This window comes from Pseudomonas sp. Pse79, from assembly GCF_024519615.1.
Classification (GTDB): Bacteria; Pseudomonadota; Gammaproteobacteria; order Pseudomonadales; family Pseudomonadaceae; genus Aquipseudomonas; species Aquipseudomonas veronii.
Map to the genome: position 1 here is coordinate 1 of NZ_JALJRR010000016.1, position 12,119 is coordinate 12,119.

A 12,119-nucleotide genomic window follows, 5' to 3' on the forward strand; every position below is an offset into this window, starting at 1 on the left:
CCCCTCCCACACTGATTGAGGTGTTATCTAAACCAGGATTCAGGCGGGGCAGTGCGCCGGGCTGAGTTAACCGTCTCGATTCTGGCACCACCGAAGATCAAAGGTGGGAGGGAGCTTGCTCCCGATGGCGGTGGGTCAGTCGCCCGATGCAGTGGCTGACAGTTGGCAATCGGGGGCAAGCCCCCTCCCACACTGATTGAGGTGTTATCTAGTCCAGGGTTTAACCCGAACACCCCACACCTTGCGTCTGACCTTGTGAACGGATCATTCATTCACGAGGTTCAGTCCATGTCCCATCCTCTGCTTTTCCTGCGTCCTGCTGCCCAGGGCTTTGCGGTTACCTTGCTGGTGGCGCTGGCCGGTTGTGGGCTGTCTTCGTCCCCTGATTTAGCCAAACCGACTGAGCCCGTCGCCGAGCTGCACAGCGCGCCGGTCCAGGGCGCGTTGGTCAAGCGCCAGGCGATGCCTGCACCGATGCGGATGCAGGAGTCGGCAACCCTGGATTACCAAAGCGAACCCCGCGAGCAGTACGCCAACCTGCCGGACAACCCGGTGCATCGGGTCGCCGAAACGCCGGTCTCGACCTTCAGCATCGACGTCGACACCGGCAGCTACGCCAACGTGAGACGTTTCCTCAACCAAGGCCGTCTACCACCCGAGGGCGCTGTGCGACTGGAGGAAATGCTCAACTACTTCCCCTATCACTACGCCTTGCCCACCGACGGTTCGCCGTTTGGCGTGACCACCGAACTGGCGGCCACCCCGTGGAACCCGCGCACCCAACTGCTGCGCATCGGCATCAAGGCCTCCGACCGCGCCGTAGCGCAGCTGGCGCCGGCCAACCTGGTGTTTCTGGTCGATGTGTCCGGCTCCATGGACCGCCGCGAAGGCTTGCCGCTGGTGAAAAGCACCCTGAAATTGCTGGTGGATCAATTGCGCGAGCAAGACCGTGTGTCGCTGGTGGTCTACGCCGGCGAGTCGCGCGTGGTACTCCCTCCGACCTCCGGGCGCGACAAAGTGAAGCTGCGCAACGCCATCGACCAACTCAGCGCGGGCGGCGCCACCGCCGGTGCTTCAGGCATCGAACTGGCCTACCAGATGGCCCGCGAAGGCTTTATCGAGCAGGGCATCAACCGCATCCTGCTGGCCACCGATGGCGACTTCAATGTCGGCGTCAGCGATTTCGACAGCCTCAAGCAAATGGCCGTGGAACAACGCAAAAGCGGTGTGTCGCTGACCACCCTCGGCTTCGGTGTGGATAACTACAACGAACACCTGATGGAGCAGCTGGCCGACGCGGGCGACGGCAACTACGCCTACATCGACACCCTGCGCGAAGCGCGCAAGGTGCTGGTGGACCAACTCAGCTCGACCCTGGCGGTGGTGGCGCGGGATGTGAAGGTGCAGGTGGAATTCAACCCGGCCCAGGTCAGCGAATACCGCTTGTTGGGCTATGAAAACCGCGCGTTGAAGCGTGAGGACTTCAACAACGACAAGGTCGACGCGGGAGAGATCGGCGCCGGGCACACGCTGACCGCGCTGTACGAAATTGTACCGAAGGGCCAGCAGGGCTGGCTGGAGCCGCTGCGCTATGCCGCCGCGCCTGTGGTATCGGGCGCTTCCGATGAGTTGGCCATGTTGCGCGTGCGCTACAAGCCCGCGGCCGGTGGTGCGAGCCGCTTGATCGAGCGGCCGGTGAGCAACGCCGCGGCCAAGGCCAGCGACGACCTGCGCTTCTGCGCCGCCGTGGCCGCCTTCGCCCAGCAACTCAAGGGCGATGGCCGCTACACTGGCAGCATGAGTTTGCAGGACACCGCCGCACTCGCCCGCTCTGCCCGGGGCAATGACCCGTTCGGCTTGCGCAATGAATTCGTGCAACTAGTGGAAGTGGCGCAAAGCCTCAAACCTTGATCGTGAACACAACGACCAGAAAGGAGTTCGCCACCGACATGCCCGCTCCAGATGATTCACCCAGCGACGAATCGCTGCTGGCCCGCTACCGAAGCGGTGACGGCGCCGCGTTCGAGGCCTTATACGCGCGGCACCGCCAAGGTCTCTACCGCTTCCTGGTGTCCCTGAGCAACAAGGCCGAACTGGCCGAGGAAATTTATCAGGAGACCTGGCTCAGCCTGATCCGCAGCGCCACTCAGCCACAAGGCCGGGCGAGTTTTCGTACCTGGCTGTTCCAGATCGCCCGCAACCGCCTGATCGACTATTGGCGCAAGCACGGCATCCACAACCCGTTGCACGACAGTTACGATGAACAACTGCACGCCCAGCCCGACGCCAGCGCCGGCCCCGAGCAGCATCTGAGCCTGAGCCGCGACCAGGCGCGTCTCGACGCCGCGTTGCAAGACTTGCCCGAAGACCAGCGCGAAGTCTTCCTGCTGCGCCTGCATGGCGACCTCGACGTGCCGCAGATCGCCGCCCTCACCGGCGCCCCGCTGGAAACCGTGAAAAGCCGCCTGCGTTACGCCCAGCAGAAACTGCGCCGCCTGCTGGCCGAGGAGATACCCGCATGACCGACTCCCGATACACCCCCGACCCCGACGACCTGCTCATCCAGCACGTGCGTCAACACAGCCGCGGCGAGCCACCGGCGTCCCTCGACGCCTTCATCCTCGCCACCGCCCGCCGCGAAACCCCAGCGCCGCAACCCAGCCGCTGGCAACGCTGGCTGCACGCCTGCCAACGCCCACGCTGGCAGATGGCGTTCGCCACCGTCGCAGGGTTAGCGCTGATGATCGGCGTGGTCATGCGCTCGCCCGTGCCTCAACCCGACATCTCCCCGGCGACGTTCTCCGCGCTCCACCCAGAAAGCGCCCGTCCGGCCCCCGCGCCGATGGCCCGGATGGCCGTCGCGCCCAGAGCCGAAAGCGCGCCGGTCCAAGCCGAAATTGCCGGTGCGTTGTCGGATCAATCGCCGGCCAGGCTCAGCAAGCGCGCACCGGTTGCACTGCCTTCATTGGAAGAGGGCTTGCAGGAAATCGTCAACCTGCGGGCGGCCGGGGACAGCCAAGCGGCGGATGAGAAGCTGCTAGCGTTGCACGCGCGCTTTCCCCAGGAGGACTTGCCGGCGCGCCTGGAGGTGTTGCGCAAGCGCTGAACGCGGGGCGGGCGGTGAGACGCAACGTCTCGCCGTCTCATCGCCACCAGGTGTGGTCTGACATGGCGCGTCTCATTCGAGCGCGATCGCGGCCGCCCCTGGGGTTCCAGCGGACCGCTCTAAGCAAGGCCTGTTCAGGTGCTTTTGCGGATCTGGCACCGGCCTTGCTCTGGCTCTGGTAACCAGCCCGACTGGTGACCCAATAATAAAAACAGGTGCCCGATGTCCTGCCCAACTCCCTTTCCCGGTTCTGCCCGTGGCGGCGTCATGAGTCGCATGCCGCAACAGCTCAATCGACTGGTTCTGGACCTTGTGCTACCGCGCTGACGCCCCTCCTGGCGGACTCTTGCGGGGCGCCAGGGCCAATCGTTCCAAGGAGATTTCGCTATGACCCTTTCGATCAATCCGCAACGCAGCATGCGCGCCGCTGTCTGGCACGGCCGTCACGATATCCGCGTCGAAGACGTCCCGCTGCCCATTTCGCCGCCGGCCGGTTGGGTGCAGATTCGCGTGCAGTGGTGCGGAATCTGCGGGTCCGACTTGCATGAGTACGTGGCCGGGCCGGTGTTCATACCGGTCGACGCCCCGCACCCGCTGACCGGGATAAAGGGGCAGTGCATCCTCGGGCATGAGTTTTGTGGCGAGATCGTCGAACTCGGCGCCGGCGTGCAGGGCTTCAGCGTCGGCGAGCCGGTGGCGGCCGATGCGTGCCAGCATTGCGGCACGTGCTACTACTGCACCCACGGGATGTACAACATCTGCGAAAACCTGGCCTTCACCGGGCTGATGAACAATGGTGCCTTCGCCGAACTGGTCAACGTGCCCGCCAACCTGCTGTACAAATTGCCGGCGAATTTTCCCGCTGAAGCCGGGGCACTGATCGAGCCGCTGGCGGTGGGCATGCACGCAGTGAAAAAAGCCGGAAGCCTGCTCGGGCAAAACGTAGTGGTGGTCGGTGCCGGCACCATCGGCCTGTGTACCATCATGTGCGCCAAGGCGGCCGGTGCGGCGCAGGTGATCGCGCTGGAAATGTCCGGCGCCCGCAAGACCAAGGCCCGGGAAGTGGGCGCGACCCATGTGCTCGATCCCAATGAGTGCGACGCCCTGGCCGAAGTCCGCCGCCTCACGGGCGGGCTCGGCGCGGATGTCAGCTTCGAATGCATCGGTAACAAACACACGGCCAAACTCGCAATCGACCTGATCCGCAAGGCCGGCAAGTGCGTCCTGGTGGGGATCTTCGAGGAACCCAGCGAGTTCAACTTTTTCGAATTGGTGGCGACGGAAAAACAGGTAATGGGCGCGCTGGCCTATAACGGCGAGTTCGCCGACGTGATCGCGTTTATCGCCGATGGACGGCTGGACATTACGCCGCTGGTGACGGGGCGTATCCAGTTGGAACAGATCGTGGGGCAGGGCTTTGAGGAGTTGGTCAAGAATAAGGAGCACAACGTGAAAATCATCGTGTCGCCCGCTCGGGTCTGAAGCGAGCGATGAGCAGCACGTCACCCTTGCCACTTCGTTGTGAGTGGCAAGGGTGGCGTGCGGCTGATGGAGTCTATCGACGGCCTCTCATGCCGTATTGCCGGAATTTGCCGACGAGTAGCGAGTCGCCACCGATCACCCGTCCGGCCTGGGCTTGTGGGTAAGCGCTGCATCAGCACATCTGCCAGACAGGCGTGCCGACATCAGCACGCGTTTGGTCAAGTCATCTATCGAGGCGTGATATGCCCCAAGCATGAATTTCGCTCGGCGCCTTTTTCACACCGCGAATCGGTTAACCAACTGATTCAGGTTGACCGCCAGTTTTGACATCTCACCGCTTGCACTGGCCGTCTGGCTGGCACCCGCAGCACTCTGAATTGCCAGCTCGCGAATACTGACCAGATTACGATCAACCTCACGCGCAACATGCGACTGCTCTTCAGACGCCGTGGCGATCATGAGGTTACGTTCATTGATCTGAACAATGGCGGTGGCTATTTGATCCAGCGAGGTACTGGCCTCTTGGGCGACACCAAGTGATTCGGTCGCCAGGTCTCTGCTCGTATTCATCGCCTTCACGGCGAGATCAGAATCGTTCTGGATGGCAGCGATCATCTGCTCGATTTCTTGTGTCGACACCTGAGTGCGATGGGCCAACGCCCTTACTTCGTCAGCAACTACCGCAAACCCACGGCCTTGCTCGCCTGCGCGTGCTGCCTCGATAGCCGCGTTCAAAGCCAGCAGGTTGGTTTGTTCTGCAATGGCCCGAATCACCTCGACAACTTTAGTGATGCTCTGGGCACGATCTGACAACCCCTGAATCTGTTCACTCGTGTTCTCAACGTTCCCGTTCAGCTTTTGAATGGACTTCAATGTCTGAGCCACTCGCTCCAAACCTATTTCGGTATAGCCCTGGGTACGCTTTGACTCTTCGGAAGCCGACTCCGCGTTACGAGCGACCTCATCAACAGCTGCGCTCATTTCTGTGACCGCTGTGGCAGCCTGATTGACCTCGTCATTTTGGGCGACAAGACTCCGACTCGACTCCTCAGTGACCGCTGTCATCTCTTCTGACGCAGAGGCCAGTTGGGTGGACGAATCGGATATCTGCATAATTGTAGTTCGCAGGTTTGTCTGCATCTGCGCGAGGGCTTTCAACAGTCGTCCGGCTTCATCAGTCCCGCTGACCAATACCTCTTTGGAGAGGTCGCTGGCCGCGATACGCTCCGCGACAGACAGGGCATCTTTAATCGGAGAGGTAATACTTTTCGTCAACAGCAATGCCAAACCAACTGTCAGGGCGACAACGGCAGCAATAAGGCCGACAACCAACCACAACCCATTGTTATAAAGATCGGTTGCGTTTTGCCCAGCCTGCGCCGCGCCGTCGTTGTTAAAGTTGGTCAAGTCTTTGATCTGCATTTCCATCGTGTTCGTCAGAGGGCGGATGCCGGTCCTCACCAGGTTGACCGCAGCCGCTACGTCACCCTGCCTCATCAACGGTTCAAGACTATCCATTAGTTTGGAGTAGGCATCGGCGCTGTTTTTTACCGGTGTATAAAACGAACGCTCCTTATCACTCGCTATCAGAGGCTCATAATTCGCCACCGCATCGTTGAACGCCTTACGGTAGCTGGCGAAGCTATCAATCGTCTTTTGTATCGACTGAGGGTCAGCAAGGCCACGCTGTGTTTCGAGCCTCAAGCGAAGGGCTGTACTGTTCATCAGCCCCGTTTGTCGGATGCTAGCCATCCAATTGAGTTCGACGTCTTTTTCGGAGTCCCTCAGCTTGCCCATTTGCACGACTGCGAATGCGCCGAGCACAAAAACCAACGCAATAATCAACGCGAAAAACAGGGCAGCGCGTGGCGCTACGTTGAGATTTCTAAGGTGCATACAAGATTCCTGTTTTCCAACGGTTGTTGATATGTTCAACAGGATATCGACTCAAAGCCGGAAACTTTAAGGATGTCGTCGAAAGGCGATGTGGTTGGCGAACGCCTGGCCGGTGGAGCTTGCCTTGCTTCAATCTGCGGGGGGAGCCAGCTCCCGAAGCCGTCATGCACAAGGACTTTCATGCGAGTTGCGCGGTAACCGAATGGGCATTACAGGTTGCGTAACGGTAACCCGTTATGCGGCAACAACCCGGCGATCTTACTGGCGCGCTGGTTAGTACATCCTTGAGATAATCAGATGGATCATGCCCATTGAGCTTAGTTGGCTGGATCAGGCTCATCAGCGCAGCTGCGCGTTGGCCGCCGAGATCCAGCCAAGACCGTTGTCCGTTAGGTTTCACGCTGAAGTAGAGGCCGTTCCCTTGGGTGTTTCGTAGACTGTCTGAGACAGCCAGAAACTCCCGGCGTCGTTTGAACTGGGCTATGAAGCCCCAGTATTTACTGGGGCTAGCAGACAGGTTTTCGGTTAGGCATACATGTGGGCATACACGGCCAGCTCGCCTGGCCCATTAATGCCCTATGCAATGCTGCCATCTATTTTGGGTTACTAGCTGGTGTGACACTGGTTGGAACAGTAGTAGCAGCCGTTAATCCTGCTATCCGACCATTTTTGTTTAGCTGCGGCTACGGCTCCATGACAAGTGGGATAGGTGCCAACTTCGACCTGGTTTTCAAGGGAAGGCATGAACCGGCATCCGTTGGTCGCATCATGGACTTCATGATCACCATTCGCCTGGGCGTTCTTGTTGATGATAAATCTTGGCATTGGCTGTCTCCTTGGCTGCGTCATTTTTATTTTTAACCGACCAACAGCGGTACAGCGCTCACCTGGTCATGAGGGCCAGTTTGGAACGGTAGTATGAGAGCACCTACACAGCCCCCTCTAAAACCGGTGTAACGCGTGTTACTCGTGTAACGCCTATCGCCAAACGCCCGTTTTCATTGGCTTTTAGGGCCGTTACACAGTTTAGAGGTCTAGCGTACATCCGATGTAACGCTGCCCCTGCGTGTAACGCAGAAAGTCAGCGCACGTCTGCTGTGGGGCAAGCGTTCTGCACCTGGCGGCTTGGAGAGTAGCTGGGGAATTGGGAAATGCCATTAAGGCGCACCCTCTATTCAACCCACGGTCTCGCAGTCGTTACAGGGTGGCATGCAGCTATTCGAATTTTCGGCGACGGAAGCTAGCCCTGGTGCCAAAAACTGGCGGGGCCCCTGGGAGTATTAAGGTGGTACGGGGCATGAAACCCGCGGGATCGTGGTAGCGGCAGCCGCACCAGCTTACTGAAATTTCAACGTTGAAATTGAAAGGATCTTGAAAAGAAATGGGCATCCTTACCCGATCTGTAAAGGTCATGGGTTTCGTTCAGGATAGTGAACGATTGGCCCGGTCAACTCGGTCAACCAGTCAACTAACTTTGGAGCCCAGCCGCTAACGAGATCCGGCGGGTTCTATGCCCCGTGTCTGTCCGAACTGCCCAGGGTCCCCAGCGGCTTCCCGATTCATAGGGCAAATGCACGGGTGAACAGCAGTTTACCCCGTTCACCTGTTCACTAAGCTGGGCACCTTTTCGCTGACACGATCAGGCGGGTTTTCTACCCCGTATCGAGTCAAATTCGCGAGGGACCGGTTGAGTTTAACGTCTTAGAAGCATGGTCATGACCTCCGTCGCTGAAGGCTTTTCCTCAAAAGGGGCAAGGGGGGGCTAAAAATCGGTGTTACAGGTGTTACTTGTGTAACGGAGCTGGTTAACATATTGATATTTATGATTTTTATAGTCGTTACACTTCTGTGAGACGCTCGCGTGATGAGGTGTTACAAGTGCTAGACGTGTTACATCTGATGCGGCTTGATCTGGCTGCTATTAGTAAGATGGGGTTTGGCTCGGGACCACTTCAGGCATGAGCGGGGAGCTTGGAGGTTTTTAGAGTTCCACCTCGTCAGTATTTGAAAAGCCGATTTAAGCGCGGCTTCCAATAATGGCCGCTTGCCAGTTTATTTGGACACTGCTTGTGTTTTGACCTCACTATAGGCGGCTCCCGCAATTAGAGCGCAGGCGGAGCTCGCTGGTGATCTGCTGTAAACGCGCTAACGCGAGCACGCCATATAACAACTAGGAAGTGCTGGGCTTTTATTGGAGATCGTATGAGCTTTTTTACGGACGAAGAATCAGAGTCGTTGAGGATCAGTAGAATGATCCTACACGTGGTTGGCCCCAAGGACTTTCTGGCGATGCCTGAGCGCTCTTTGGAAGAGGAGGCGTTCTTCATAGGCAAGATACAGGACATGGCGGCTACGCCAGTCTTCATGTTCAAGTCGGTCTCCACAACGCGCCAAGAAATCGAGTCCATAGCGACCGGCGATGTCTCTTTTGAGCATGGAGCGCAGAGTTTGGCTGCCAGCTTTAATCGCAAACACGTCGGCGGCAGCGCGGACGGCGTTCTGTGCATGTTTGAGCTTGAAGTCGCAGATCCAGATGTGAAAATCTACAGCCTGATCAAATATGACTACAAGCTTGCCCTTGAGCAAAATGAGTCATCTCCAGGTCAAGCCTTTCGCAGAATAGTTACGGCCCTGGTGGATGATAAGAAGGCCATCCAGAAGACGGCGCTGGTGCGTGTCGTCGATGGCGTAGCAGATCACAATATCTCAGCGACTGACCGGACCAAGCAAGGTGCTGACCTTGCAGACTATTTCGCCGATTTCCTTTCTGTCACCAGAGCTGTCTCCGATACAGAGCTGAGTGAGATAGCTCGAAAATTGATAAAGGGTGCTCTACAAGCTTGCAAGGCTGATTTGCCTGACCAGGATGTGCCTCGGGCCGTTAAGAGGGCACAGGCTTCCCTGGGCGCTCGTAGAAAAATTGATGAAGAGGCAATTGTTGAGGCGGTCATGGCGGCGGCGGGCCATCCGGAAGACGATAAAGTTGCTAACAGGCTGGAGCGTGAAACCCGCAGGCGTGTGAAGGGGAGCAAAATCCATGAAATAAGCTTCAAGCCAGATCGGCGGATTTTCCGGCAGCCCTACATGCGCAAGATTATGACGGTCGAGGGCGTGACGATTCTGTTCCCGGACAAAATCGAGAATCCTAATGTGCTGGTAGTCGACCTTGACGGAGACAGAAAACAGATCATTGTTGACACCGATAAGGTCATGGAGGACAGCGTTGTCACACCTAAGCCTGGTCAAACTACTTAATTGTCTAGCGAGAACTCACAAAGCTTTGATCACGGAAGGGGCGATGAGTCTCGTCGCCTCAAATTTGTCAGCCGAAACCACTCTCGAAGTAGCGCGTGCTGCAGCCGAAGGGGGTTGGCCATTCAGCATTGCCGATAGCCATGGCACTGAATACGGTATTGAAGAGGTTGATGCTGATTTTGGACCTTTTCGTATTGCGCTCGAAAAGCCCTTATCTTCCGAACAAAGTGCTTCTGATGATCTGTTTATCGCCACCGAGATTGGGTATAGGGGCTTTCTCCGCAGGGGCCATAGTGCGTCATGCTGGCGCATCCTTGGGTTGACCTCTGCGTTCAGCACCCGGGCCAGGATCTATTGTGGATGGACCGAATCCTTACCATTGATGGAATCACCAGCCACCAAGCCGCCTCGTCTACTGGTTAAAGAATCGGCGAACGTTCGCACTGTTCCAGAAGACGTTCGGCATTGGTTGCTTGCAGAAGGTTATGCCCTCGAGCCAAGTGACCCATTCCAAGTGATCTGGGCAGCGCACGCGCTCAATTATCTAACTCGCTGCTTTGCAAACGAGATCGACTCCACTGGTACCACGCTCACCTTTAAAGGACCACCTAAGCTAAGCCTCACGATCAGCCATATGGCAGATGGAGGTGAGGAAGCGTCGCTTGAAAGTTTTGAGATTGTCCAGGAAGCAGCTGGTTGGGTCTTCGACAGTGCGAGGGAGGCTGAGGTAAAACACATCCTCCTATCAGCGGAAATCGCCCGATCCGGTAGGGCCGACGGCTTGGCAGGGGATTACTTCAGGGAATACCTCAGAGGCGCACTTGATTGCGCCAAGATCGCCTATCAAATGGCAGTGTCGGAGATCACCAAGGACACCCTTAAGTCCTTAGGGGAACTGCGCAAGGCTGTCACTGAGGAAACTTCAAAAGCGACAGATGCAACCCGCCAAGCTGTAGCCGCGATAGCTACAGCTTTAACGGTCGGCCTTGGCCTGATCGCAGCCCGACTCACAGTGCAGATCAATCCCTACCTAATTTCCCTAGTCATGGGCGTGGCGTTTGGCTATACCATCATGAGCGTGGTGTCGGGACGGAAATTCATTACCATTCAACAGAGAGTGCGCCAAGAGTGGCAGCCAAAGCTATACCGTTTTCTATCCGGCGAAGAATATAGAAAAATGGTTGCTGAGCCTATTGGCGAAGTAGAAAAGCTGTTCACTCGCGTAAGCAGGTGGGGCTTATCGATGCTGGGCGTGAGTGCCTTAGGGATCGTCATTTTTGCATTCGTTTACGAAATCCCAGCCATTTCCAAAGGCGGTTCTACGGTTCAACCTCAGCATCAGGTTGAACCTATGAAACCGATGCCAAAAGTTAGGCCTCCGATTCCTCTTAACTTCGGCATGGGGATAAGGGCGTACTTCAAGATTACCTCGTTTATATTGGTAACTTACGTGTGATGATGTGTAGCATATCTTTGCTCTTGGAGATCAGCTCAATTTCAATTTTTTCGTGAGATACAAATAAAGGCGTGTAGCTTTAAACTTCGACTCTCTATCTAAGTTGCAGGCAAGGGATCAAATGAAACCAGTTAAGCCCTCAGATGCTCAAGCCAGTAATGATTGGAGGCTTCAAACATTTTCCTACTTGGCTGAGGACTGGGTTTCACCGTGGTCCGGAATTTTATCGCCTAAAGGTACGCGCATTACAGTATCTACAATAATTTCTTTAACAAAGAAAAAGCATCTAACAATTCCGTTGCCTAATGCTTCGGCCTTGCTTCTTAATGCATCTGCGTTAGCATTCATTTCAGCAGGTGAGATTCGTGACCTAAGCGGTATAGACAAAACGCTCCATAAGGAAGTCAATTTTCCGACTGATAAGGACGCATTTAACTATATTGAGAAAATGATCGAGTCGATTGTCTTGGCTTTCACCGCTATCGAGGCATTCGCTAACGAAACAATACCTGCAGATTATTTTTATGCGCGTCATAATAAAAGTAAAGTCATTCTAGAGGCTGCTAACAAAGAGACAATAGAACGCTTCACTTCGTTAGACGAAAAACTGACAGAAGTTCTGCCGGAGATTTTGTGTTGCGCCTCACCAAAGGGCGGGCGATGCTGGCAGGCTTATAAGCAGCTAAAGAATACTAGAGACCGAATAGTTCATATGAAAACTGAAGATCGTCGGTCCTCCGGACCGGAAATAGATACAGTATGGAAGGCAATTATTCTTACGCCGGAACCCTATCTGTCAGCAAAAAAAATTATTGATTATTTTATAAGTGCTATGCAAGAGAAACCGAACTGGCATAAAAATTTCCCTTATTGAACTTAAGTGTTTGGCTGAAGATTGGATATGACGTTAATTGGAATGCTTGT

Annotated in this window: 9 protein-coding genes and 1 pseudogene; 8 read left to right on the plus strand and 2 right to left on the minus strand. The window is 56.2% G+C overall.

Annotated features, from left to right (window positions below; translation table 11 throughout):
- The first annotated feature begins 288 nt into the window (after positions 1 to 288).
- From NR164_RS19880 to NR164_RS19895, 4 genes are all read left to right on the plus strand, one after another.
- Positions 289 to 1,911 (plus strand): VWA domain-containing protein, encoded by a 1,623-nt coding sequence (locus NR164_RS19880; RefSeq protein WP_256823153.1) that lies wholly within the window; start codon positions 289 to 291, stop codon positions 1,909 to 1,911.
- A 38-nt stretch (positions 1,912 to 1,949) separates the two neighbouring features.
- Positions 1,950 to 2,522 (plus strand): RNA polymerase sigma factor, encoded by a 573-nt coding sequence (locus tag NR164_RS19885; RefSeq protein ID WP_046488820.1) that lies wholly within the window; start codon positions 1,950 to 1,952, stop codon positions 2,520 to 2,522.
- Positions 2,519 to 3,106, plus strand: a complete 588-nt coding sequence (locus NR164_RS19890; protein WP_046385092.1) for a hypothetical protein — start codon at positions 2,519 to 2,521, stop codon at positions 3,104 to 3,106. Before NR164_RS19885 ends, NR164_RS19890 begins: the two co-directional genes overlap by 4 nt.
- 417 nt (positions 3,107 to 3,523) lie before the next feature.
- Complete coding sequence (locus NR164_RS19895) at positions 3,524 to 4,588, plus strand: 2,3-butanediol dehydrogenase (protein ID WP_226926362.1); 1,065 nt, start codon at positions 3,524 to 3,526, stop codon at positions 4,586 to 4,588.
- Between the two features lie 276 nt (positions 4,589 to 4,864).
- Here NR164_RS19895 and NR164_RS19900 read toward each other — a convergent pair whose 3' ends face one another.
- Entirely contained in the window at positions 4,865 to 6,484 is a 1,620-nt protein-coding gene (locus tag NR164_RS19900) for a methyl-accepting chemotaxis protein (protein WP_256823154.1), read from the minus strand.
- A 209-nt stretch (positions 6,485 to 6,693) separates the two neighbouring features.
- Positions 6,694 to 6,845 (minus strand): annotated as a pseudogene (locus tag NR164_RS19905) (transposase domain-containing protein); the annotation flags it as partial.
- Positions 6,846 to 7,021: 176 nt separating this feature from the next.
- On the opposite strand from NR164_RS19905, the gene NR164_RS19910 reads away from it, so the two are divergent.
- The 4 genes from NR164_RS19910 to NR164_RS19925 all read left to right on the plus strand — a co-directional run bounded on the left by NR164_RS19910 (position 7,022) and on the right by NR164_RS19925 (position 12,069).
- A complete protein-coding gene (locus NR164_RS19910; protein ID WP_157717969.1) occupies positions 7,022 to 7,345 on the plus strand; it encodes a hypothetical protein in 324 nt (107 codons plus the stop codon).
- A 1,389-nt stretch (positions 7,346 to 8,734) separates the two neighbouring features.
- Positions 8,735 to 9,739, plus strand: a complete 1,005-nt coding sequence (locus tag NR164_RS19915; RefSeq protein ID WP_240968540.1) for a hypothetical protein — start codon at positions 8,735 to 8,737, stop codon at positions 9,737 to 9,739.
- A gap of 43 nt (positions 9,740 to 9,782) precedes the next feature.
- Positions 9,783 to 11,195, plus strand: a complete 1,413-nt coding sequence (locus NR164_RS19920; protein WP_256823155.1) for a hypothetical protein — start codon at positions 9,783 to 9,785, stop codon at positions 11,193 to 11,195.
- Between the two features lie 121 nt (positions 11,196 to 11,316).
- Positions 11,317 to 12,069 (plus strand): hypothetical protein, encoded by a 753-nt coding sequence (locus tag NR164_RS19925; protein WP_256823156.1) that lies wholly within the window; start codon positions 11,317 to 11,319, stop codon positions 12,067 to 12,069.
- Positions 12,070 to 12,119 lie beyond the last annotated feature (50 nt).